A 23,519-nucleotide genomic window follows, 5' to 3' on the forward strand; every position below is an offset into this window, starting at 1 on the left:
CATATGGCCGCATCATCGGGCTTTTGCCCGGTCGCTCAACGTCTGACACCGACGCACTCATGCCCACTAACGCCGCAGGCCGCAAGCGACACATTGCGACGGTTTTTTTTGCGGTTCAGCGGGCAACAACGGTCGGAAAAAAGCTGTAAACGACCTCGCTGACACTGGATGCGACCATCCCTGTACTGGATACGACGCACCCTGTAGGCGTCAGATTTTCACTGGTCCATGATCAGTTACGACTCGATTGCGAAGCGCCGTGGCAGAGCTGTCTTCACCGCCACCAACCGCAACACTACTAAGTGCGGCTGTCCTGTCGGAACACCGCCAAAAAAACATCCAGGAGTCCACCCCATGAAAGGTAACCCGTTGTTGTTGGCCGCCCTACTGAGTCTTCCCGTGCTGGCGCAGGCCGCGGAACCGGCTCAATGCAGCACCGTCAACTTCTCCGATGTCGGCTGGACCGACATCACTGCGACCACCGCGACCACCAGCGTCGTACTCAACGCCCTCGGCTACAAAACCAAGACCACCATGATTTCCGTGCCCGTGACCTACAAGTCGCTGGCCGACGGCAAGAACATGGACGTGTTCCTGGGGAACTGGATGCCGACCATGGAAAACGACATCAAGGCCTACCGCGATGCCGGCACCGTGGAAACCGTGCGTACCAACCTCAAGGGCGCCAAGTACACCCTCGCTGTCCCCCAGGCGCTTTACGACAAGGGGCTGCATGACTTCGCCGACATTGCCAAATTCAAGAAAGAGCTCGACGGCAAGATCTACGGCATCGAACCCGGCAACGACGGCAACCGTCTGATCCAGTCGATGATCGACAAGAACGCCTTCGGCCTCAAGGACGCTGGCTTCAAGGTCGTCGAGTCCAGCGAAGCCGGGATGCTGTCGCAAGTCGACCGCGCGCAGAAACGCGACACCGCCGTGGTATTCCTCGGCTGGGCACCGCACCCGATGAACAAGCGCTTCAAGATTCAATACCTGACCGGTGGCGATGACTTCTTCGGCCCGGATTTCGGCGCTGCCACCGTGGCCACCAACACCCGCAAGGGTTACGCCACGGAATGCAGCAACGTTGGGCAGTTGTTGAAGAACCTGGAGTTCACCGTCGACATGGAAAGCGAACTGATGGGCAACATCCTCGACGACAAAATGAAGCCTGACGCGGCCGCCAAGGCCTGGCTGAAAAAGAACCCACAGGTGCTCGATACCTGGCTCGCTGGCGTGACCACCATTGACGGTAAACCAGGCCTGGAGGCCGTGAAAGCCAAGTTGCAGTAGTCGCTTATGCCGGACGGCGCATGCCGTCCGGGCTGTTAATTACCTTGCATGCGGACGTTCATTACCATGCTGATTGATCAGAAAATACCCCTAGGCCAGTACATCGCGGCATTCGTTGAATGGTTGACGCAACACGGCGCCAGCACCTTCGACGCGATTGCCGTGTCGCTGGAAACGATGATCCACGGCGTGACGTTTGCGCTGACCTGGTTCAACCCGCTGGCACTGATCGGTCTGATCGCTTTGCTGGCTCACTTCATCCAACGCAAATGGGGCCTGACAGCCTTTGTCGTCGCCTCCTTCCTGTTGATCCTCAACCTGGGGTACTGGCAGGAAACCATGGAAACCCTCGCCCAGGTGATGTTCGCCACCCTGGTCTGCGTGCTGATCGGCGTGCCGTTGGGCATCGTTGCCGCGCACAAACCGATGTTCTACACCATGATGCGTCCGGTACTCGATCTGATGCAGACCGTACCGACGTTCGTGTACCTCATTCCTACCCTGACCCTGTTCGGTCTGGGTGTTGTCCCCGGGCTGATCTCCACGGTGGTGTTCGCGATTGCCGCGCCCATCCGCCTGACCTACCTGGGCATTCGCGACGTACCGCAGGAACTGATGGATGCCGGCAAGGCCTTTGGCTGCTCGCGCCGTCAGCTGCTCTCGCGCATTGAACTTCCCCACGCCATGCCAAGCATCGCGGCCGGTATCACCCAGTGCATCATGCTGTCGCTGTCGATGGTGGTGATTGCCGCGCTGGTGGGTGCCGACGGCCTGGGCAAACCCGTGGTCAACGCACTGAATACCGCTGATATCGCCCTGGGCTTCGAAGCCGGTCTGGCGATCGTACTGCTGGCGATCATGCTCGACCGTATCTGCAAACAACCCGACGCCAAAGTAGGGGGTGACGCATGAGCATAATTCGCTTTGATGACGTCGACGTGATCTTCACCAAGGATCCGCGCGAAGCCTTGAAACTGCTCGACCAGGGCATGACCCGTAACGAGATCCTGAAAAAGACCGGGCAGATTGTCGGCGTCGAAAAGGCCAGCCTGGATATCGACAAGGGTGAAATCTGCGTACTGATGGGTCTCTCCGGCTCCGGCAAGTCCAGCCTATTGCGCTGCATCAACGGCCTCAACACCGTGAGCCGCGGCAAGCTGTTCGTCGAGCATGAAGGTCGGCAGATCGACATCGCCTCGTGCACCCCGGCAGAACTGAAAATGATGCGCACCAAGCGCATCGCCATGGTCTTCCAGAAGTTCGCCCTGATGCCCTGGCTGACGGTGCGCGAGAACATCAGCTTCGGCCTGGAAATGCAGGGTCGTCCGGAGAAAGAACGGCGCAAGCTGGTGGACGAGAAGCTGGAGCTGGTTGGCCTGACCCAGTGGCGCAACAAGAAGCCTGATGAGCTGTCCGGCGGCATGCAGCAACGGGTCGGCCTGGCCCGCGCCTTGGCGATGGACGCCGATATCCTGCTGATGGACGAACCCTTCTCGGCCCTCGACCCACTGATCCGCCAGGGTCTGCAGGACGAATTGCTGGAGCTGCAACGCAAACTGGCCAAGACCATCGTCTTCGTTAGCCACGACCTCGATGAGGCGCTGAAACTGGGCAGCCGCATCGCGATCATGAAAGACGGCCGGATCATCCAATACAGCAAGCCCGAAGAGATTGTCCTCAACCCGGCCGACGACTATGTGCGTACCTTCGTCGCCCACACCAACCCGCTCAACGTCCTCTGCGGTCGCAGCCTGATGCGCACCCTGGACAACTGCAAGCGCATCAACGGCTCGGTGTGCCTGGACCCGGGCGGCGACTCGTGGCTGGACTTGGCCGAAGGCAACACCATCAAGGGCGCCCGCCAGAACGGCTCGGCCCTGGACCTGCAGAACTGGGCACCCGGCCAGTCGGTGGAAGGCCTCGGCCGTCGCCCGACACTGGTCGACTCCAACATCGGCATGCGCGACGCCCTGCAGATCCGCTACCAGACCGGCAACAAGCTGGTGCTCCACGACAACAACCATGTAGTCGGCATCCTCGGCGACAGCGAGCTGTACCACGCCCTGCTGGGCAAAAACCTGGGCTAAGCCAAGCCCGCAGACACAAAAACGCCGCGAGAGATCGCGGCGTTTTTGTTTGTGGGATAGCAGGTGATACAGCGGTGTAACTGATGGCCCCATCGCGGGCAAGCCCGCTCCCACAGGTTATGTGGCGTTAGCTATACACCCGCCCCAACATCTGCCGATGGCTTTCGAACTGGTCGAGCACGTCGCGGGTGATCTGGTCCTGGGTGAAACCCATCAGGTCGTAATCCTGGCTGCCGTTGTGCAGATACACCTCGGCACGGTAGTAACGCTGGCGCGCCTCGTCGGACTGGGCCGATTCGGTTGGGGTCGCCAGATAACCATCTAGGCTCACTTCATAGACGAACGGGTTGCCTTCTTCCATCTCTACCCGCACGCCCATGCAGCGTTTGGACTTGCCCAGCACGGTCTGCACTTCAAGGCCCTGGGTACGCATCTGATCGGTGGCATCAGTCAACGCCGGGCTCACATGCTTGTCCATGAACCGCTGCACCACGGCCTGGCTTGGCTGCAGGTCCAACTGAGTCAGACGCTCGCTGAAACCACGACGACCACGCGCCGCCAACTCCGCCTGTTCCTGTTCGATCTGCACGTCCTGGCGCATTGCCTTGTGCAGGCCGAACATGAAGAACACCAGCACCACCGAGAAAGGCAGGCCGGCCAGCACCACCATGGTCTGCATGGCTTCGAAGTTACCGGCGAACAGCAGGCCGATGGTCACCAAGGTGATCACCGCCGACCAGAAAATCCGCAGCCAGTGTGGCGCGTCTTCGTCGACATCGCCGCCTTTGCACGAAAGGTTCGCCATCATCACCGCCCCCGAATCCGCCGGGGTCAGGAACAGCACGAAGCCAACAAAGATCGACACACCGATGACGATTTTCGACGCCGGATAATGCTCAAGCAGTTGGTAAATCGCCATGGACGGCTGCTCCAGCGCCGTCTTGCCCAGCTCCACCGCTCCCTGGTTCATCACCAGATCAAGCGCCGAGTTACCGAAGATCGACAGCCACGCCAAGGTAAAGCCCAGCGGGATCAGCAGCACGCCGGCCACCAGCTCGCGCACGGTACGGCCACGGGAAATACGCGCGATGAACATGCCGACAAATGGCGCCCAGGAAATCCACCAGGCCCAATAGAACAGGGTCCACAGGCCCAGCCAGCGCTCGGACTTGGCGTTGTCGGCTTCGTACACGTACAAGTCGAAGGTTTTCAGCACCACGCCGTTGAGGTAGTCGCCGATGTTCTGCACGAAGCCATTGAGCAGGTGCAGGGTCGGGCCGAACAACAGCACGAAAATCAGCAGGCCGCTGAACAGCACGATGTTCAGGTTGGACAGGCGGCGAATGCCGTTTTCCACACCCGACACGGCGGCGATGGTCGCCACGGTGCTCATGACGATAATCACGATCAGCAGGTTGGTGTTGCTGTGCTCCATGCCGAACAGGTTCTCAAGCCCCGACGACACCTGCAGCGAACCAATCCCCAGGTTGGTCACCAGCCCCAGCAGCGTGACGAACATGCCAAAGCCGTCCACCGCATGCCCGGCTGCGCCCTTGACCCAGCGCTCGCCGACCAGCGGATACAACGCCGACCGCAAGGCCAGCGGCTGGTTGTGACGGTAGGCAAAGTAGGCCACGGCCAGCCCGACCAAAGCGTAGATCGCCCAGCCATGCAGGCCCCAGTGCAGGAAGGTCAGTTGCACTGCCTGACGCGCCACCTCATGGGAACCCGGCACACCTTCCGGTGGATTGAAAAAGTGGTCGAGCGGCTCGGACGCACCGAAATACAGCAACGAGATACCGATACCGGAGGAGAACAGCATCCCCGCCCAGGCGCCGTAGCTGAAGTCCGGGGTGTCGTCCTTGCTGCCCAGCTTGAGCTTGCCGTAGGAGGAAAACGCCAGGCCGACGACAAACACCAGGTAGGCGGCGATCACCACCATGTAATACCAGCCGAAGCTGCGCGACAGCCAGGCCTGGGCAATGCCCAGCAATCGGCCCGCTTCTTGCGGCGCGGCAATGAGGATGGCAGTCAGCAGCAGAATCAATGCGGTGGAGGTGTAGAACACCCAACCGTTGACCGTCACCTTTTCTGGTGGGGTCTTTATTAGAGAGGCAGAACTCATTGCACAGATGCTCCAGGCAGTGCGAGAGAAGGACACAAGGCAAAGCCGTACCCGACCAATCGGTTAGTGGGCAGCCGACCAGCGGGTGATATAAAGACAGCCGGAAAAAAGCCCGAAGCCCGCAGCGCCTGTGCGCGTGGGTTTCGAGCGTTTTTGGATGTCGTTTTTCCGCCAGCTACACGTAGGAAAAACCTGTAGGCAGCGACGATTTGTCGCAGATCTTATTCTTTGTTGATTGAACGTTCAATCAAAACAAAATAGACTGGTCCTCAATCCGACAGACGTTTTATGTCCGTCGGGAGGCCTAAGGAGAGGTGCAAGATGCCCAAGGTCGGTATGCAACCCATTCGCCGCCAGCAATTGATCGAAGCCACATTACTGGCCGTCGATCAGGTCGGAATGGGGGACGCCAGCATTGCGCTGATCGCCCGTTTGGCCGGTGTCTCGAATGGCATCATCAGTCATTACTTTCAGGACAAGAACGGCCTGATTGCCGCCACGATGCGGTATCTGATGAGCGTCCTCAGCGAGAACGTCACCCTGCGCCGTCAGGCGCTGACAGATGACAGCCCGCGGGCCCATCTGCAGGTGATCATCGAAGGCAACTTCGACGCCAGCCAGGTCAATGGCCCGGCAATGAAAACCTGGTTGGCCTTCTGGGCCACCAGCATGCATCAACCGTCGCTACACAGGTTGCAGCGGATCAACGATCACCGCCTGTATTCCAACCTGTGCTGCCAGTTCCGCCGCGTCTTGCCGCTGGACCAGGCACGCAGCGCGGCCCGTGGACTGGCTGCACTGATCGACGGCTTGTGGTTGCGCGGCGCCTTGTCGGGAGATGCTTTCGACACCGAGCAGGCGCAGCGGATCGCTTACGAATACATGGATATCCAATTGGCCAAGCAGGTGAGTTAGAGCACACCAGAACGCTCTACCCCTGAACGCCAGCGCACGTGTCGTGCTGTACGACCCGAACGCTGGTTACCGCCAACCCACTCAATGCGCTTGCGAGGACTTTATGGCCCGTTTCGAACTGCAAAAACTCTACATCGATGGCGGCTACACCGACGCTGGCAGCGATGCCACTTTCGAAGCCATCAACCCGGCTACCGGGGAAGTCCTCGCCAATGTGCAACGTGCGACTTTCGACGACGTCGAGCGCGCTGTGGTCAGCGCTGAAAAGGGCCAGAAAATCTGGGCCGCGATGACCGCCATGGAGCGTTCGCGCATCCTGCGTCGTGCCGTCGACATCCTGCGCGAGCGCAACGATGAGCTGGCCGCCCTGGAAACCCTGGACACCGGCAAAGCGTTCTCCGAAACCAAGTACGTCGACATCGTCACCGGCGCCGACGTGCTGGAGTACTACGCAGGCCTGGTGCCAGCGATCGAAGGCGAGCAGATCCCGCTGCGCACCACCTCCTTCGTTTACACCCGTCGCGAGCCGCTGGGTGTGGTGGCCGGTATCGGCGCGTGGAACTACCCGATCCAGATCGCCCTGTGGAAATCCGCCCCGGCCCTGGCCGCGGGTAACGCGATGATCTTCAAGCCAAGCGAAGTCACTTCCCTGACCACCTTGAAACTGGCCGAGATCTACACCGAAGCCGGCCTGCCGGATGGCGTGTTCAACGTCCTGACCGGCAGCGGCCGTGAAGTCGGCACCTGGCTGACCGAGCACCCGCGCATCGAGAAAATCTCCTTCACCGGCGGCACCGACACCGGCAAGAAGGTCATGGCCAGCGCCTCGGCGTCCTCGCTCAAGGACGTCACCATGGAATTGGGCGGCAAGTCGCCGCTGATCATTTTCGACGACGCCGACCTCGACCGCGCCGCCGACACCGCGATGATGGCCAACTTCTACAGCTCCGGTCAGGTCTGCACCAACGGCACCCGCGTGTTCGTGCCGAGCCACCTGAAAGCAGCATTCGAAGCCAAGATCGCCGAGCGCGTTGCACGCATTCGCGTCGGCAACCCGCAAGACGAAAACACCAACTTCGGCCCGCTGGTCAGCTTCGCCCACATGGAAAGCGTGCTGGGCTACATCGCCAAGGGCAAGGCCGAGGGCGCGCGCGTCCTGTGCGGCGGCGAGCGCATGACCGAGGGCGATTTCGCCAAGGGCGCGTTCGTGGCACCGACCGTGTTCACCGACTGCACCGACGAGATGACCATCGTCCGTGAAGAAATCTTCGGCCCGGTGATGAGCATCCTCACCTACGAAACCGAAGAAGAAGTGATCCGCCGCGCCAACGACACCGACTTCGGCCTCGCCGCCGGTGTCGTGACCCGCGACCTGAACCGCGCACACCGCGTGATTCATCAGCTCGAAGCCGGTATCTGCTGGATCAACGCCTGGGGCGAATCCGACGCGAAGATGCCGGTGGGCGGCTACAAGCAGTCGGGTGTTGGCCGTGAGAACGGCATCAGCTCGCTGAACAACTTCACCCGCATCAAATCGGTACAGGTTGAATTGGGCGATTACGCCTCGGTGTTTTAAGACCCGAGTGATGCATTGCCCGTAAGGCCGCTTTCGCTGGCAAGCCAGCCCCTACAAGGACAGCGCAGTACCTGTAGGAGCTGGCTTGCCAGCGAACCGAGTGCACCGCACTCGCCAAGGCCCGACCTGACCACCATCAAAGAGGGTGCATACAATGTCCCAAGAATACGACTACATCATCATCGGCGCCGGTTCGGCCGGTAACACCCTGGCGACCCGTCTGACCGAAGACGCTGGCGTCACCGTCCTGCTGCTCGAAGCCGGCGGCCCGGACTACCGTTTCGACTTCCGCACACAAATGCCGGCGGCGCTGGCGTTCCCGCTGCAAGGCCGCCGCTACAACTGGGCCTACGAAACCGACCCGGAGCCGCACATGGACGGCCGCCGGATGGAATGCGGTCGCGGCAAGGGCCTGGGTGGTTCATCGCTGATCAACGGCATGTGCTACATCCGTGGCAACGCCATGGACTACGACGGCTGGGCGAAAAACCCCGGCCTGGAAGACTGGACCTACCTGGACTGCCTGCCGTATTTCCGCAAGGCGGAAACCCGCGACATCGGCCCGAACGACTACCACGGCGGCGAAGGCCCGGTCAGCGTGACCACGCCCAAGGCCGGCAACAACCCGCTGTTCCACGCCATGGTTGAAGCCGGCGTGCAGGCCGGTTACCCGCGCACCGAAGACCTCAACGGCTACCAGCAGGAAGGTTTCGGTCCGATGGACCGCACCGTGACGCCCAAAGGCCGTCGCGCCAGCACCGCGCGCGGTTACCTGGACACTGCCAAGAAGCGTTCGACCCTGAACATCGTCACCCACGCGCTGACCGACAAAGTGCTGTTCGAAGGTAAGCGCGCCGTGGGTGTGCGCTACCTGGTGGGCAGCGCCGAAGAAGTCGTGGAAGCCCGTGCGCGCAAGGAAGTGCTGGTGTGCAGCGGTGCGATTGCTTCGCCACAGATTCTCCAACGCTCCGGCGTCGGTCCGGCCAAGCTCCTGGAAAGCCTGGATATCCCGGTGGTCCACGACCTGCCGGGCGTCGGTGAAAACCTGCAGGATCACCTCGAGCTGTACCTGCAATACGCCTGCACCCAACCGGTGTCGCTCTACCCATCGCTGCTCTGGTACAACCAGCCGGCCATCGGTGCCGAATGGCTGTTCAACGGCACTGGGATCGGCGCCAGCAACCAGTTCGAAGCCGGCGGTTTCATTCGTACCCGTCCGGATTTCGAGTGGCCGAACATCCAGTACCACTTCCTGCCGGTAGCGATTAACTACAACGGCAGCAACGGTGTGAAAGAGCACGGCTTCCAGGCACACATGGGCTCCATGCGTTCGCCAAGCCGTGGGCGGATCCAGGTCAAGTCCAAGGACCCGCGCCAGCACCCGAGCATCCTGTTCAACTACATGGCCACCGAGCAGGACTGGCAGGAATTCCGCGACGGCATCCGCCTGACCCGGGAAATCATGCAGCAGCCTGCGCTGGATGCGTTCCGCGGTCGCGAAATCAGCCCGGGCATCGAGGTGCAAACCGACGAGCAACTGGACACCTTCATTCGCGAACACGCTGAAACCGCGTTCCACCCGTCCTGCTCGTGCAAGATGGGCACCGACGAAATGGCGGTGGTCGATGGCGAGGGTCGCGTCCACGGGATGCAGGGCCTGCGTGTGGTCGATGCCTCGATCATGCCGCTGATCACCACCGGCAACCTCAACGCGCCGACGATCATGATCGCCGAAAAAATCGCCGACAAGATCCGTGGTCGCCAGCCATTGCCACGCAGCCAGGCCAAGTACTACGTCGCCGGCGAAGCCCCGGTACGTGGCAAGCCGCTGCGTGAGGTGAGCCATCCAGCTTAACGATAAGACCTCGGCTCAAAAAAACCGCCGCCCTCATTAGGTGGCGGTTTTTTTTCGTCTGCCAAAAGCAATCCATTTCAAACTAAATCAATGACACAAAGTTACTAAAACTAGTTAACCTCAAGCTCTAAAAATTGGAAACACTTACATACCCACGAGACCATCAAGTTTAAATATCATCCGCCACCCAAAAATGTGGCAGCTGCAAATCTGATGACCTTGAATGACCTGCAACACCTCGACAGCCGCGAACGTGTGCGTTTTTTCCGAGAAGAAATATCCAAAGAAAAAATGATCACCCTCGACTCGCCAAAACTTGCATTAATCGTACACGAGGCTCTGTCTGATCTATTTCACCTCACAGACGTTAAATACGAATACGAAGAACACAAAGCGCTCTACCTGAAGCCCTCCGCCGAGAAATATCGAGAATGGGGTAACGGACTTGGCGACATCACGCCTCACTCCGATGATTTGTATGAAAGCCTGAAGGTTGACTATTTGGCCCTGACCGTTTGCCGTGACACCACAAAAATGCCCACCGCCTACTACTTTCCAAGTGACTTGATTGCAGACTTGAGCGACGAGGAAGTCGGCGAATTATTGGGGATGCAAGCTACGTTCATTTCCGGAAAAAATGTCACCAGCCTGAAAAATCGAATTCGTCAGGTCGTTGAATACTCCGACATTTACGGCTTTCAGTTTGCATTGGATTTTCGCATCGACTCACAGAGCGGGGAGCGGATGCGTGCCGTCAATGGCGGGCAGCACGTGCTCGACAAAATTCGTGCTCGCCTGCCCCACGCAAAACAATACCACCCGCTGGATGAGCCCGCTGGCACCCAGGAAGTTCGCTGATGCTGACCTCAAACGCGTCAATTCGACCTACGACCGCTAACGTATTTATGGAAGGAACACGCGATGCAGTCACGTTTGGCGTTGCATTCGTCTTTCTGTATCTATCGATCGGTGTTGTGAGCGCCACACAGTCACTATCGCTTGGCCAGGCGCTTGCAACAACCTTGCTGATTTTTTCCACTCCACTGCAGTTCCTGCTTATTCAGAACCCTAATGAAGGATGGGTATTGATCCCCATCATTTTGGCACTCAACGCCCGGTTCGTACTGCTCTCCGCAACCCTTGCGCCTTTTATAAGAAACACTTCAACCCTGAAAACCATGGCATCGTTGATCCTGATTACACCCTCGATATTCACCGGCTGCGTCACTCGATTCAAACGACGAATCGACCTCCCTTTTACCTATCTGGTCGGCCTCGGCCTACCCATATTCGGCATCTCGATCCTTTGCACTTACTTAGGCTTTGTCGCCGGTGCAACACTGACCTCACCGGTTATTTTTGCAGCCATGACGCTCCTGTTACCTCTTCAGTTCACCGCATTGGCCGGAAAGCACTGGCCGCACTATGCGGAGGTTTCGAGTTATTGGGCTGGCTTTATTGGCGCGCCAGTTTTGGTCTATTTATTCAAGGATTACAGTTTGCTGCTCACACCCTTCATTATCGGTGGACTGATTGTACTGATTGAAAACAATATGAAAAAACGAGGCAGTTATACCTCATGACTCTCTGGTTGCTTATCGCGTTTTCTGCCCTGACTGCCTTTGCATTTCGCGCGTTACCCTTCGCCGTCAAAAACAGCGCTGCACTGACCCAGACCCAGGGTTCCTTTTATCGGTTTATCAGCTACAGCGCACAGGCCATGCTGGGGGTGATCATCTACGACACTGCATTCAACAAAATGGATGCGCTGACACTCATACAACAGTTTCAGATGCTGGACGCCCTAAAGCTATGCTTACTGCTCGGCACCTTCATAGCGGTGGCCAAAACCAGGAAAATCCTGCCGGCGTTCTTCGCAAGCCTATTCGTTTATGTGGCAGCTTTCACCTATATGAACGGCTGAAGACAACACTGCTGCAGTTGACATAATCGAACGCGAGCAAGCCGCAATGGGATGCTCGCGAACCTTGATCCCTTACTCACGCCGGCCTACTCTAGGCATCGCGCAAACGTTTCACCTCCCCGCCCCACCGACAGGCCGCCCCCTGGCTGGCCACGAGGCTTACTCATGTTTGATGTCGTCTCTTCGAGCAAATGGCCCACCGGCTATCTGATCAATCCCAACGTAGAACCCCTCGATCCGAAATGGCTGACCGAGTTCAGCAAGATTCCTGCGGCCGCCGTCAGCGACTGCCTGGGTCGCAACGTTGGCGGCCTCGGCCTCAAGCCGTTCCATGGCAATGCACCAATGCTCGGCAGTGCGCTGACAGTGCGTGTGCGCCCCGGCGACAATCTGATGATCCTCAAGGCCATGCAGATGGCCCGTCCGGGTGACGTACTGGTGATCGACGGCAGTGCCGACCTGACCCGCGCCGTGTTCGGCGGCATCATGCGCGCCATGGCGCTCAAAGCCGGGATCGTCGGCGTGGTGATCAACGGCGCGCTGCGTGACCTCGACGAATGGCAGACCGGCGAACTGCCCGCCTATGCCATCGGAGGTGTTCATCGTGGCCCGAGCACCGACGGCGGTGGCGAGATCAACGTACCGATCTCCTGCGCCGGCATGCTGGTGGCGCCGGGCGACCTGATGATCGGCGACGGCGACGGCGTGGTTGCGGCTGCCCGCTCCGAACTGCCGGAGTTGCTGGTGCGCTGCCACGACCTGTTGGCCCGTGAGAAGGCGACCCTGGCCGCCATCGAAGCCGGCACTCTCGACCCGGATCGCTTCGACGCCATCCTGCGCGCCAAAGGCTGCCCGCTCTAAAGCGCTCAACCTCCTGTAGGAGCGAGCCTGCTCGCGATGGACTCGAGGACGCCGCGACCATTCAGGATGACCGCGTCATCGCTCTTTCGCGAGCAGGCTCGCTCCCACAATAAAAGCAGTGCGCACAACGCCCCAAAGATCCCCCCACACGGAGGTAGGCATGTTCGATTTCCATCCGCAACTCAAGCAGCGCTTCGCTGACCTGCGCACCGGCGCCGAGTTTTTTTCCCTGCGCTACGTGCGCGAGTCGGGCCAATACCTGTCGGTACGCAAGAACGTTGCCGAGCCGCCACACCTGAGCCGTGACGAAGGCGCGATGCTCACCGCCCGAGTCAATGGTGTCGAAGCCTACGCCGCGACCAACGACCTGTCCCTCGCCGGCCTGCAAGCCGCCCTCGAGCGCGCCGAACAGCTGGCCCGCGCGCTGGCCGCCCACGCCCTGCTCGACCTGCGCCAGCAAGCGGTGTCCAGCGAGCGCGGCGACTACCTGTCACCGAATCTGCAACAGCCGTTCCCGTCACTCGCCGAGTGCTACCAGTTGCTTGGCGCCGAATCCGCCGCCGTGCCCAAGGACGAGCGCCTGGTGAACTGGCAGGTGAGCATCGGCATCACCCATGTCGAGCAGATCTACCTCAACAGCGCCGGCGCCGAATTGCGCCAGGCGCAGCGTTTTGTCTATCCCGGGCTGGACGTCACCGCCTACGACGGCAACGACAGCCAGACCCGCAGCCTCGGGCGCGAGAACTTCGGCCAGCAAGGCAGCGCCGACGTCATCAGCCGCTGCGGCCTCATCGGCGCCGCGCCGCAGGTGGCCGACCAGGCCCTGCAGTTGCTGCTGGCCCCGAACACCCCGCAAGACCGCTGCGACCTACTGTTGATGCCGGACCAGATGATGCTGCAGATCCACGAATCCATCGGTCATCCGCTGGAGCTGGACCGCATCCTCGGCGATGAGCGCAACTACGCCGGCACTAGCTTCGTCAAAACCAGCGATTTCGGCAGCCTGCAATACGGCTCGAAACTGCTCAACGTGACCTTCGACCCGGAGATTCCCGAAGAGCTCGCCAGCTACGCCCACGACGATGACGGCACGCCCGCGAGCAAACAGTTCCTGATCCGCGAAGGCTTGCTGCAACGGCCTTTGGGCGGCGCACTGTCGCAGTTTCGCGCCAATCTGAATGGCGTCGCCAACAGCCGCGCCTGCGGCTGGAACCGGCCGCCGATCGATCGCATGGCCAACCTCAATATCGAACCGGGCGAGCAGTCACTTGCGCAGTTGATCGGAGGTATCGAACGCGGTGTGCTGATGTCGACCAACCGCTCCTGGTCGATCGACGATGCGCGCAACAAATTCCAGTTCGGCTGCGAATGGGGCCAGTTGATCGAGAACGGCGAACTCAAGGGCGTGGTCAAGAACCCCAACTACCGGGGTATCTCCGCGCAGTTCTGGAACAACCTCAGCGCGGTCGGCGACAGCAGCACCTTCAAGGTGCTGGGCACGCCGAACTGCGGCAAGGGCGAACCGAACCAGGTGATCCGCGTCGGCCACGCGTCGCCGGCCTGTGTATTCAGCAACATTGACGTGTTTGGGGGAGACGCCTGATGAGTACCGCATTGAGTCAGGTCGAGCAATTCAAGGCACTGGTGAACGGCTTGCGTGAAGCCCTGCGCGAGCCGGAGCAATTCACCTTGAGCTATGCCGCCGAGTCGTCGGCGTTCGTGCGCTTCAACCACGCTCAGGTCCGCCAGGCCGGGCAGGTGCAGCAGGCGCGCCTCGGCTTCAAATTGATTGATGGGGGTCGGCATGCCGACTTGAGCATCACCCTGGCCGGCGATCCGCAGGTCGACCGCGAGCGCCTGGCCGACGCCCTGCAGCAACTGCGCGAGACCTTGCCGCTGCTGCCACCGGATCCGTACCTGCTGCTCAACCACGATGCCTGGCAGAGCCATAACGTGCAGGACCATCCGTTGCCGGACACCGCCCAGGCAGTGGCCGAAATCGCCAGCGCCGCCGCTGGCCTGGACCTGGTCGGCTTCTATGCCGCCGGCCCGATCAGCCGCGGATTCGCCAGTTCATCGGGTGCGTTTGGCTGGCATCAGGCCAACAGCTTCAACTTCGACTTCAGCCTGTTCCACGCCAACGGCCAGGCGGTGAAGGCCAGCTACGCCGGCCACGACTGGAACAGCGTAGCCTTCGCCAAACGCTTCGAGCAGGCTCGGGAGCAGTTGGAGTTTCTCGGTCGCCCCTTGCGCACCCTGCCACCGGGTCAGTACCGCGCCTACCTGGCACCGGCGGCCCTCGACGAACTGGTCGGCATGCTCTGCTGGGGCGGCTTTTCCGCACAGTCGATTGCCAGCAAGAGTAGCCCGCTGCAAAAACTCTATGGCGGCGACCAGGCTTTCAGCCCGCTGCTGTCGCTCGATGAACAGGTCAGCGGCTCGCTGAGCCCGGCGTTTTCCGGTGAAGGTTATCCGCGCAGCGACCTCAAGTTGATCGCCGCCGGCCAGGCCGATCAGCGCCTGGTCAGTTCGCGCAGCGCCGCCGAATATGGCCTGACTGCCAACGGTGCTGGCGACGGTGAAGCGCCCAGCGCGCTGAACATGGCCGCTGGAACGCTGGCCGAGTCGCAGATTCTCAAGCAGCTGGGCACCGGCCTGTACATCAGCAACCTGTGGTACTTGAACTACTCGGACCAACCGGCCGCCCGCCTGACCGGCATGACCCGCTTCGCTACTTTCTGGGTGGAGAACGGCGAGATCCAGGCACCGGTCAGCACCATGCGTTTCGATGACAGCGCCTATAGTCTGTTGGGCTCGCAACTCGAAGCCCTGACCCGTGAGCGCGAACTGATCCTGTCGGCCAGCACCTACGACCAGCGAGCCACGGCGTCGACGTTGTTGCCAGGGGCGTTGATCAAGCGGTTGACGTTGACCCTTTAACCCCCGGATCTGTTAACACCGATTAACCTGTAGGAGCCAGCCTGCTGGCGATGAAGTTGATGCGGTGTCGCTGATGACCGCATCGCGAGCAGCCGCAAGCGGGAAGCCGCTCCTACAGGGGGCGGTGAGTTGTCAAAATTCAAGAGGTCCCATGTCCAGCCGCCCTGTTCTCGATCCCGTCACCGCCCGCTGGATTCCGTGGGTGGTAGCGATTGCGTTTTTCATGCAGTCCCTCGACGGGACCATCCTCAATACCGCGCTGCCGGCCATGGCCCGCGACCTGGCGGAAAACCCGCTGCGCATGCAGGGCGTGATCATTGCCTACATGCTCACTGTTGCCCTGCTGATCCCGGCCTCGGGCTGGATCGCCGACCGCTTCGGCACCAAGAAGATCTTCTTCAGCGCGATCCTGCTGTTCAGCTTCGGCTCCTTGCTCTGCGCCTTGTCCAGCAGCCTGAGTATGCTGATCGGCGCCCGGGTGATTCAGGGCCTGGGGGGCGCACTGATGCTGCCGGTCGGGCGGCTGGTGGTGCTGCGCGCCTACCCGCGCTCGGAACTGGTGCGGATCATGGGTTTCATCACCATTCCCGGCCTGCTCGGCCCCTTGATCGGCCCGACCATGGGCGGCTGGATGGTGGAGTACATGACCTGGCACTGGATCTTTCTGATCAACCTGCCGGTGGGCCTGATCGGCTGCTACGCCGTCTGGAAGTTCATTCCCGACCTGCGCGGCAGTGAGCGCACGCGCTTCGATAGCCTGGGGTTCGTGCTGTTTGGCGCGGCGATGGTGCTGATCACCATTGCCATGGAAGGCCTCGGTGAATTGCACCTGCCGCACCTGCGGGTAATGTTGCTCCTGTTCGGTGGCATGGCGTGTCTGGCGGCGTATTGGCTGCGGGCCGGACATATCGATAACGCGATGTTCTCGCCCTCGCTGTTCAACACCCGGACCTTCGCCGTGGGCATCCTCGGCAACCTGTTCGCCCGACTCGGCAGCGGTGCCCTGCCGTTTCTGGTGCCGCTGCTGTTGCAGGTGGCGATGGGGTATTCGCCGTCCCAGGCAGGGATGAGCATGTTGCCGCTGGCCGCTGCGGCGATGGTTGCCAAGTGGGTGGCGCGGCCGCTGATCGAACGCCTGGGCTATCGCATCGTGCTCACCGGCAACACCTTGGCGCTGGGGATCATGCTGGCGAGCATGGGCCTGGTCAGCGAGCAGACGCCGTATTGGCTGCTGCTGGTGCACCTGGCAATCCTCGGGGCGATCAACTCGCTGCAGTTCACCGCGATGAATACCGTGACCCTGATCGACCTCGACGACGCCAACGCCAGCAGCGGCAACAGCTTGCTGTCGGTGGTCGCACAGTTGTCCCTGAGCCTGGGCGTGGCCTGCGCCGGCGCGCTGCTCGGCGGCTTTACCGCCGAGGTCGGCAACGATGGCGCGGAGACCGTGCTGGGCGCTTTCCAGTTGACCTTTGTCACGGTCGGGATCATGGCGATGCTGGCAGCGGCGATCTTTTTGCAGCTGTCGCCAAAAGACGGACGGCGGGTCAGACGTCCGGAAGAACACATAGAGCCTTAGTTTCCGGACGATAAGTGCCTGCGCTCGACCATGCTGCGTTGAAAACAGCCTCGAAATGCTCATTGGCTAAAGCCAAGTCGGGTGCGACCTCAGCCGTTTCTCGCCAGTTTTCGCCTTGCCTGGTCATCGCTCGGCTACTTCTCATCCGGAAACTACGGGCTAAAGGCCATAGGACTGGTACACTGCGCGACATTTTGTTTTGCAGGCCAGTCCCGTGACCACCATCGCCACCGCTTTTAATACTTTGCCGCTTTCTGCCGCCATGCTGGCTAACCTCGACTCCCTCGGTTATGCCCAGATGACGCCGATCCAGGCGCAAAGCTTGCCGGTGATCCTCAAGGGGATGGACCTGATTGCCCAGGCCAAGACCGGCAGCGGCAAGACCGCAGCCTTTGGCATCGGCCTGCTGAACCCGATCAACCCGCGCTTCTTCGGTTGCCAGGCACTGGTGATCTGCCCGACGCGCGAGCTGGCCGACCAGGTGGCCAAGGAAATCCGTCGCCTGGCCCGTGCCGAAGACAACATCAAGGTCCTGACCCTGTGTGGCGGCGTATCGTTCGGTCCACAGATCGGTTCGCTGGAGCACGGCGCGCACATCATCGTCGGCACCCCGGGGCGGATCCAGCAGCACCTGCGCAAGGGCTCGTTGGTCCTGCACGGCCTGAACACGCTGATCCTCGATGAAGCCGACCGCATGCTCGACATGGGTTTCTACGACTCCATCGAAGAAATCATCGCCCAGTGCCCGGAGCGCCGTCAGACCCTGCTGTTCTCTGCCACATACCCGGTGGGCATCAAGCAGTTGGCGTCGAAATTCATGCGCAACCCGCAGCAAGTGAAGGCCGAGGCGTTCCACGACGACAGCCAGATCGAACAGCGCTTCTTCGAGATTTCCCCGGACGAGCGCATGGATGCGGTGGTCAAGGTCCTCGGCCACTTCCGTCCACAGTCAACCGTGGCCTTCTGCTTCACCAAGCAGCAGGTGCAGGAGACCGTCGATCACCTGACCGCCAAGGGTATTTCCGCCGTCGGCCTGCACGGTGACCTGGAACAGCGTGACCGAGATCAGGTCCTGGCAATGTTCGCCAACCGCAGCACTTCGGTGCTGGTGGCCACCGACGTCGCCGCGCGCGGCCTGGACATCGATGCGTTGGACATGGTGATCAACGTCGAACTGGCTCGGGATTCGGAAATCCACATCCACCGCGTCGGCCGTACCGGTCGTGCCGGTGAGAAAGGCATCGCGATCAGCCTGGTGGCACCGTCCGAAGCGCATCGCGCCCAGGCCATCGAACAGTTGCAAAAGACCCCGCTGAACTGGGATCAGGTCGACAACCTCACCCAACAGGGCGGTGGCCCGCTGCTGCCGGCGATGAGCACCCTGTGCATCGGCGCCGGGCGCAAGGACAAGGTACGTCCGGGCGACATCCTCGGTGCCCTGACCGGCGACGCCGGCGTGCCAGGCGCGCAGGTTGGCAAGATCGCGATCTTCGACTTCCAGGCCTTCGTCGCCGTCGACCGCAGCATCGCCAAGCAGGCCTTGCAGCGTTTGAACAGCGGCAAGATCAAGGGCCGTTCGTTGCGCGTGCGTATCCTGTAAGCAATCTTCCAACCGAAGAAGATACCCTGTGGGAGCGAGCCTGCTCGCGAAGGCGGTTTGTCAGACAACATCTATGTTGAATGTACCGACCCCTTCGCGAGCAGGCTCGCTCCCACAGTTTTTCTGGTGTGACACTGAGAGGACACCGTTTTGCGCTCTACCGAAGTCGTGATCATTGGCGCTGGCGCCGCAGGGTTGATGTGTGCACTGACCGCCGCCGGGCGCGGGCGCAAGGTGCTGTTGCTCGACCATGCCAACAAGGCCGGCAAGAAAATCCTGATGTCGGGCGGTGGCCGCTGCAATTTCACCAACATGTACACAGAGCCGAGCAATTTCCTCTCGCAGAACGCGCACTTCTGCAAATCCGCACTAGCGCGTTACACCCAGTGGGATTTCATCGGCATGGTGGCCAAGCACGGCGTGCCGTACCACGAGAAAAAGCTTGGCCAGCTGTTCTGCGATAACAAATCCAGCGACATCCTCGAGATGCTCCTCAACGAGTGCGATCAGGCCGGCGTCAGCCTGCACCTGGACACCTCGATTCAGACCATCGAGAAACTCGAAAACGGTTACCTGCTGGACACCACGCTGGGCCAGGTGAGCTGCCAGTCGCTGGTGATCGCCACCGGCGGCCTGTCGATTCCGACCCTGGGCGCCACCGGTTTCGGTTATCAGGTGGCGCGCCAATTTGGTCACGAACTGCTGCCAACCCGCGCCGGTCTGGTGCCGTTCACCATCACCGACCAGCTCAAGGAACTGTGCAGCGAGTTGTCCGGGACTTCAGTGGATTGCCTGGTGAGCTGCAACGACCAGAGCTTTCGCGAGAACATCCTGTTCACTCACCGCGGCCTCAGCGGCCCGGCGATTTTGCAGATTTCCTCGTTCTGGCAGTCCGGCGACAGTGTCGAAATCAATTTGATGCCCGACCATGACGTGCACGCCTGGCTGCAACAGCAGCAAGCCGAGCGGCCAAACAGCGAACTGAAAACCCTGCTCGGCGAGATCTTCACCAAGAAGATGGCCAACCTGCTGGCCGACAACTGGTTCGCTTCCAAGCCGATGAAGCAGTACACCCACGCCGAAATCGCCGAGATCGCCGCCAAGCTGGCGAGCTGGACCCTGGTGCCCGCCGGCACTGAAGGCTACCGCACCGCCGAGGTGACCCTGGGCGGGGTCGATACTCGCGAAGTGTCATCCAAGACCATGGAATCGCTGAAAAGCCCGGGCCTGTATTTCATCGGCGAAGTACTCGACGTCACCGGCCACCTGGGCGGCTTCAACTTCCAGTGGGCCTGGGCCTCGGGGTATGCGGCGGCGCAGTACGTCTGAGCCAGCCCCCCTGTCAATGCAGGTTTAAATTGTAGGAGCGAGCCTGATCGCGATGGCGGCGGCACATTCAACATCTTCTTTGAATCGGCAGGCCCTATCGCCAGCAGGCTGGCTCCTACAGTTGATCGCGAGTCAATCCGAGAACGCATGGCAAGCCCCACGGCTTTCTCGGCCAGCCTGAACATTTGCAGTGAGCATGAAGTACCGAAGGAACAGATTTTGCTGTCAGATGTGATCGCCGCCATTGCGTCGGCGTCATTACTGGCTCAATTTAGCGGCATTGCCCCGGAAGGCCTTCGCACTTCATGTCATCGACTCCGTTTCGTCAGTCTCTGCGGCGCCTTTGGGCACTGGATAAGTTCAGCTACAGCGTGCGGGTGTTCATCGCCCTGACCGGCAGCATGGCGTTGTGTTGGTACCAGGATGAAATGGCCCTGCTGATTCCGCTGTTCCTGGGGATCATCGCCTGCGCCCTGGCCGAGACCGACGACAGTTGGCAGGGCCGTCTCAACGCGCTGGCCGTGACCCTGGTGTGCTTCAGCGTCGCGGCATTTTCCGTCGAACTGCTGTTCCCCTACCCGTACATTTTCGTGATCGCCTTTGCGCTGGCCAGCTTTGGCCTGACCATGCTCGGCGCCCTCGGCGAACGCTACGGGGCGATTGCTTCGGCGACACTGATCCTCTCGGTCTACACCATGATCGGCGTTGACCAGCGCGGCGGCGCGGTGACTGACTTCTGGCATGAACCGGTGCTGCTGGTGGCGGGCGCGGCCTGGTACGGCCTGCTGTCGGTGCTGTGGCAGGCGATGTTCTCCAACCAGCCAGTGCAACAGAGCCTGGCGCGACTGTTCCGCGAACTGGGCTATTACCTCAAGCTCAAGTCGGCGTTGTTCGAGCCGCTGCGGCAGATGGACGTCGAGGCCCGGCGCCTGGAACTGGCCCAGCAGAACGGCCGGGTGGTCGCCGCCCTCAACGCCGCCAAGGAAATCATCCTGCACCGGGTCGGCAACGGCCGGCCGGGGTCGAAAGTCAGCCGCTACCTGAAGCTGTACTTCCTCGCCCAGGACATCCACGAGCGCGCCAGTTCCTCGCATTACCCGTACAACGCCCTGGCCGACGCGTTCTTCCACAGCGACGTGCTATTCCGCTGCCAGCGCCTGCTGCGCCAACAGGGCAAGGCGTGCCGGGCGCTGGCCGAATCGATCCAGATGCGCCAACCATTCGTCTACGACGACAGCTTCGCCCAGGCTCTGAGTGACCTGCACGCCTCGCTGGAGCACCTGCGCATCCAGAGCAATCCGGCCTGGCGCGGCTTGCTGCGCTCATTGCGTGCACTGGCGGCCAACCTGGGCACCCTTGACCGCCTGCTCAGCGACGCGAGCAACCCCGACAACCTCGCCGATGCCACCGACAGCAGCCTGCTCGACCGTTCGCCGCGCAATCTCAAAGACGTCTGGACCCGCCTGCGCGCGCAGATGACGCCGACCTCGCTGCTGTTCCGCCACGCCTTGCGCCTGCCGCTGGCGCTGACCATTGGCTATGGCGTGCTGCACTTGATCCACCCTTCCCAGGGCTACTGGATCATCCTCACCACGCTCTTTGTTTGCCAACCCAACTACGGCGCGACGCGGCGCAAGCTCGGCCAACGGATCATCGGCACCGCCATCGGCCTGACCGTGGCCTGGGCCCTGTTCGACCTGTTCCCCAACCCGCTGGTGCAGTCGTGTTTCGCGATTGCCGCCGGGGTGGTGTTCTTTATCAGCCGGACCACTCGTTACACCCTGGCGACGGCGGCGATCACAGTGATGGTGCTGTTCTGCTTCAACCAAGTGGGCGACGGCTATGGACTGTTCCTGCCACGCTTGTTCGATACCCTGCTCGGCAGCCTGATCGCCGGCCTCGCGGTGTTCCTGTTCCTGCCGGACTGGCAGGGTCGTCGGTTGAACAAGGTGCTGGCCAACACCCTGACCTGCAACAGCATCTACCTGCGCCAGATCATGCAGCAGTACGCCGCCGGCAAAAGCGATGACCTGGCCTACCGCCTGGCCCGGCGCAACGCGCACAACGCGGATGCCGCGCTGTCGACCACCCTAGCCAACATGCTGATGGAGCCCGGACACTTTCGTAAGGAAGCGGATGTCGGATTCCGTTTCCTCGTACTGTCCCACACACTGCTCAGCTACCTTTCGGGCCTGGGTGCACATCGCGAAACACGTTTACCGGATGAAGTCCGCGAACAGTTGATCGAAGGCGCCGGGGTCAAGTTGGCGGCCAGCATCGATGAAATCGCCCAAGGCCTGGCCAGCAAACAACCGATCGCGATCCAGAGTGACGAGGAAGAATCCCTGGCGGCCGAACTCGAACAGATGCCCGACGAAATCGACGAAGGCCTGCGTCTGGTACAGACGCAACTCGGGTTGATTTGCCGGCAGCTGGGGCCATTGCGGACTCTGGCGGCGCACCTGATAAAGGCCTGAAGCTGCTACATCCCATGCTGCTTCAGCAGCCGCTCATAACTGCCGTCCGCCTTCATCCCGGCAATTTCCCGGTCGAACCCGGCGACGATTTTCGCGTGGTCCGGGTTCTTCAGGCTGACCAGAATATGCAGGCTGTTTTCGCTCAAGGGCTGTGGCACAAATTCCACGGCATTGCGCACCTTGGGCGACTCGTGCGCCAAGTAATAACGCGCCACGTACTCATCTTCCAGCGTCAGCTTCACCCGGTCCGCCGCCACCATGCGCACCGCCATGGCGAAATTGTGCACCGGGACTTTCTGCAATGCGGCATCACCATCAAATTCCGGCGAATAGGCGTAGCCGCGCACCACCGCTATCGCAAAGGTGTGCAACTGCTGCAGGTTGTTGTATTCGATGGGCGCATCCTTGCGCTTGATGAAGCGGATGCGATTGAGCAGGTACTCGGCGGAAAACTGGCCGATCCGTGTACGTTCGTCGTTGTACCAGGCGTTCACCAGCACGTCGTAGCGCCCCTCGCCCAGGCCGAGCATCGCCCGGGCCCAGGGCACCTGCTGGAAATCGCTGGCATAGCCGGCGCGCGCCAGTGCGGTACTGACTATATCGGTGGCCAACCCGCCGTTGACCAGGGTGGCGTCGGTGAACGGCGGCCAGGCATCGGCGACCAGCCGCAGCTTTTGCGCCTCAACGTCCTGGCTTATCCAGAGCAAACCCATCAACGCAATGACTCGATGCAATCGCGGCATGCCAAAAAATCCTTAGGTGGGCGCCAACCCAACACGTTTTCAGCCGAACTCGATGATCATCTGCCGCAGGGCGGCCAGGTTTGGGCTCAATGCAACTCGCGGCAAAGGCAGCCAAAGCAGATTACACAAAGATGACGAAGTCGCACGAATTCAATGATGGCATTTTGGACTATGTCGCAGATTTTCATGCAGGCAAGACATCTCGACAGTAG

Annotated in this window: 18 protein-coding genes; 16 read left to right on the forward strand and 2 right to left on the reverse strand. The window is 60.9% G+C overall.

Annotation, left to right across the window (positions count from 1 at the left end; translation table 11 throughout):
- The first annotated feature begins 354 nt into the window (after nucleotides 1-354).
- The 3 genes from KW062_RS27170 (at nucleotide 355) to choV (ending at nucleotide 3,383) form a co-directional block, all read left to right on the forward strand.
- Nucleotides 355-1,296: a choline ABC transporter substrate-binding protein gene (locus KW062_RS27170; protein WP_027617077.1), complete on the forward strand. Its 942-nt coding sequence runs from the start codon at nucleotides 355-357 to the stop codon at nucleotides 1,294-1,296.
- 66 nt (nucleotides 1,297-1,362) lie between these two features.
- Entirely contained in the window at nucleotides 1,363-2,208 is an 846-nt protein-coding gene (gene choW, locus KW062_RS27175; RefSeq protein ID WP_027617076.1) for a choline ABC transporter permease subunit, read from the forward strand.
- On the forward strand, nucleotides 2,205-3,383 hold the full coding sequence (gene choV / locus KW062_RS27180) for a choline ABC transporter ATP-binding protein (RefSeq protein WP_027617075.1): 1,179 nt from the start codon (nucleotides 2,205-2,207) through the stop codon (nucleotides 3,381-3,383). Before choW ends, choV begins: the two co-directional genes overlap by 4 nt.
- A gap of 127 nt (nucleotides 3,384-3,510) precedes the next feature.
- Here the strand turns inward: choV and KW062_RS27185 are convergent, their stop codons facing one another.
- On the reverse strand, nucleotides 3,511-5,451 hold the full coding sequence (locus tag KW062_RS27185; protein WP_256351153.1) for a BCCT family transporter: 1,941 nt from the start codon (nucleotides 5,449-5,451) through the stop codon (nucleotides 3,511-3,513).
- 378 nt (nucleotides 5,452-5,829) lie between these two features.
- On the opposite strand from KW062_RS27185, the gene betI reads away from it, so the two are divergent.
- The 13 genes from betI to yccS all read left to right on the forward strand — a co-directional run bounded on the left by betI (nucleotide 5,830) and on the right by yccS (nucleotide 22,564).
- A complete protein-coding gene (gene betI / locus KW062_RS27190; RefSeq protein WP_027617073.1) occupies nucleotides 5,830-6,423 on the forward strand; it encodes a transcriptional regulator BetI in 594 nt (197 codons plus the stop codon).
- Nucleotides 6,424-6,526: 103 nt separating this feature from the next.
- Nucleotides 6,527-7,999 carry a betaine-aldehyde dehydrogenase gene (gene betB, locus KW062_RS27195; protein ID WP_105753723.1) on the forward strand — a complete coding sequence of 491 codons (1,473 nt, stop codon included), beginning with the start codon at nucleotides 6,527-6,529 and terminating at the stop codon, nucleotides 7,997-7,999.
- A 154-nt stretch (nucleotides 8,000-8,153) separates the two neighbouring features.
- The gene (gene betA / locus KW062_RS27200) at nucleotides 8,154-9,854 is read left to right on the forward strand and encodes a choline dehydrogenase (RefSeq protein WP_105753722.1); all 1,701 of its coding nucleotides are present in this window, start codon (nucleotides 8,154-8,156) and stop codon (nucleotides 9,852-9,854) included.
- Nucleotides 9,855-10,067: 213 nt separating this feature from the next.
- The gene (locus KW062_RS27205; RefSeq protein ID WP_256350850.1) at nucleotides 10,068-10,712 is read left to right on the forward strand and encodes a hypothetical protein; all 645 of its coding nucleotides are present in this window, start codon (nucleotides 10,068-10,070) and stop codon (nucleotides 10,710-10,712) included.
- Nucleotides 10,712-11,437, forward strand: a complete 726-nt coding sequence (locus KW062_RS27210) for an AzlC family ABC transporter permease (protein WP_027617070.1) — start codon at nucleotides 10,712-10,714, stop codon at nucleotides 11,435-11,437. The genes KW062_RS27205 and KW062_RS27210 overlap by 1 nt, the downstream gene beginning before the upstream one ends.
- On the forward strand, nucleotides 11,434-11,778 hold the full coding sequence (locus KW062_RS27215; protein ID WP_105753721.1) for an AzlD domain-containing protein: 345 nt from the start codon (nucleotides 11,434-11,436) through the stop codon (nucleotides 11,776-11,778). The genes KW062_RS27210 and KW062_RS27215 overlap by 4 nt, the downstream gene beginning before the upstream one ends.
- Nucleotides 11,779-11,943: 165 nt before the next feature.
- The gene (locus KW062_RS27220; protein ID WP_027617068.1) at nucleotides 11,944-12,639 is read left to right on the forward strand and encodes an RraA family protein; all 696 of its coding nucleotides are present in this window, start codon (nucleotides 11,944-11,946) and stop codon (nucleotides 12,637-12,639) included.
- Nucleotides 12,640-12,799: 160 nt separating this feature from the next.
- Nucleotides 12,800-14,242, forward strand: a complete 1,443-nt coding sequence (locus KW062_RS27225) for a TldD/PmbA family protein (RefSeq protein ID WP_105753720.1) — start codon at nucleotides 12,800-12,802, stop codon at nucleotides 14,240-14,242.
- Nucleotides 14,242-15,579 (forward strand): TldD/PmbA family protein, encoded by a 1,338-nt coding sequence (locus KW062_RS27230; RefSeq protein ID WP_105753719.1) that lies wholly within the window; start codon nucleotides 14,242-14,244, stop codon nucleotides 15,577-15,579. Before KW062_RS27225 ends, KW062_RS27230 begins: the two co-directional genes overlap by 1 nt.
- 151 nt (nucleotides 15,580-15,730) lie before the next feature.
- The gene (gene mdtD, locus KW062_RS27235; protein WP_105753718.1) at nucleotides 15,731-17,158 is read left to right on the forward strand and encodes a multidrug transporter subunit MdtD; all 1,428 of its coding nucleotides are present in this window, start codon (nucleotides 15,731-15,733) and stop codon (nucleotides 17,156-17,158) included.
- Between the two features lie 262 nt (nucleotides 17,159-17,420).
- Nucleotides 17,421-18,758: an ATP-dependent RNA helicase DbpA gene (gene dbpA / locus KW062_RS27240; RefSeq protein ID WP_256351154.1), complete on the forward strand. Its 1,338-nt coding sequence runs from the start codon at nucleotides 17,421-17,423 to the stop codon at nucleotides 18,756-18,758.
- Between the two features lie 150 nt (nucleotides 18,759-18,908).
- Nucleotides 18,909-20,087, forward strand: a complete 1,179-nt coding sequence (locus tag KW062_RS27245) for an NAD(P)/FAD-dependent oxidoreductase (protein WP_027617063.1) — start codon at nucleotides 18,909-18,911, stop codon at nucleotides 20,085-20,087.
- A 305-nt stretch (nucleotides 20,088-20,392) separates the two neighbouring features.
- Nucleotides 20,393-22,564 (forward strand): YccS family putative transporter, encoded by a 2,172-nt coding sequence (gene yccS / locus KW062_RS27250; protein ID WP_027617062.1) that lies wholly within the window; start codon nucleotides 20,393-20,395, stop codon nucleotides 22,562-22,564.
- 5 nt (nucleotides 22,565-22,569) lie between these two features.
- On the opposite strand, the gene KW062_RS27255 is transcribed toward yccS, so the two are convergent.
- Nucleotides 22,570-23,307, reverse strand: a complete 738-nt coding sequence (locus KW062_RS27255; RefSeq protein ID WP_027617061.1) for a substrate-binding periplasmic protein — start codon at nucleotides 23,305-23,307, stop codon at nucleotides 22,570-22,572.
- Nucleotides 23,308-23,519: the final 212 nt, after the last annotated feature.

This window comes from Pseudomonas fluorescens (genome assembly GCF_019212185.1).
Taxonomy (GTDB): Bacteria; Pseudomonadota; Gammaproteobacteria; order Pseudomonadales; family Pseudomonadaceae; genus Aquipseudomonas.

Excerpts from the sequence above, each read along its gene's own strand:
- choW (WP_027617076.1), top strand. The coding sequence starts at position 1,363 with ATGCTGATTGATCAGAAAATACCCCTAGGCCAGTACATCGCGGCATTC.
- betA (WP_105753722.1), top strand. The coding sequence starts at position 8,154 with ATGTCCCAAGAATACGACTACATCATCATCGGCGCCGGTTCGGCCGGT.
- dbpA (WP_256351154.1), top strand. The coding sequence starts at position 17,421 with ATGCTGGCTAACCTCGACTCCCTCGGTTATGCCCAGATGACGCCGATC.
- KW062_RS27170 (WP_027617077.1), top strand. The coding sequence starts at position 355 with ATGAAAGGTAACCCGTTGTTGTTGGCCGCCCTACTGAGTCTTCCCGTG.
- KW062_RS27205 (WP_256350850.1), top strand. The coding sequence starts at position 10,068 with ATGACCTTGAATGACCTGCAACACCTCGACAGCCGCGAACGTGTGCGT.
- mdtD (WP_105753718.1), top strand. The coding sequence starts at position 15,731 with ATGTCCAGCCGCCCTGTTCTCGATCCCGTCACCGCCCGCTGGATTCCG.
- KW062_RS27220 (WP_027617068.1), top strand. The coding sequence starts at position 11,944 with ATGTTTGATGTCGTCTCTTCGAGCAAATGGCCCACCGGCTATCTGATC.
- KW062_RS27255 (WP_027617061.1), bottom strand. The coding sequence starts at position 23,307 with ATGCCGCGATTGCATCGAGTCATTGCGTTGATGGGTTTGCTCTGGATA.
- choV (WP_027617075.1), top strand. The coding sequence starts at position 2,205 with ATGAGCATAATTCGCTTTGATGACGTCGACGTGATCTTCACCAAGGAT.
- betB (WP_105753723.1), top strand. The coding sequence starts at position 6,527 with ATGGCCCGTTTCGAACTGCAAAAACTCTACATCGATGGCGGCTACACC.
- KW062_RS27215 (WP_105753721.1), top strand. The coding sequence starts at position 11,434 with ATGACTCTCTGGTTGCTTATCGCGTTTTCTGCCCTGACTGCCTTTGCA.
- KW062_RS27230 (WP_105753719.1), top strand. The coding sequence starts at position 14,242 with ATGAGTACCGCATTGAGTCAGGTCGAGCAATTCAAGGCACTGGTGAAC.
- KW062_RS27210 (WP_027617070.1), top strand. The coding sequence starts at position 10,712 with ATGCTGACCTCAAACGCGTCAATTCGACCTACGACCGCTAACGTATTT.
- KW062_RS27225 (WP_105753720.1), top strand. The coding sequence starts at position 12,800 with ATGTTCGATTTCCATCCGCAACTCAAGCAGCGCTTCGCTGACCTGCGC.
- betI (WP_027617073.1), top strand. The coding sequence starts at position 5,830 with ATGCCCAAGGTCGGTATGCAACCCATTCGCCGCCAGCAATTGATCGAA.
- yccS (WP_027617062.1), top strand. The coding sequence starts at position 20,393 with ATGTCATCGACTCCGTTTCGTCAGTCTCTGCGGCGCCTTTGGGCACTG.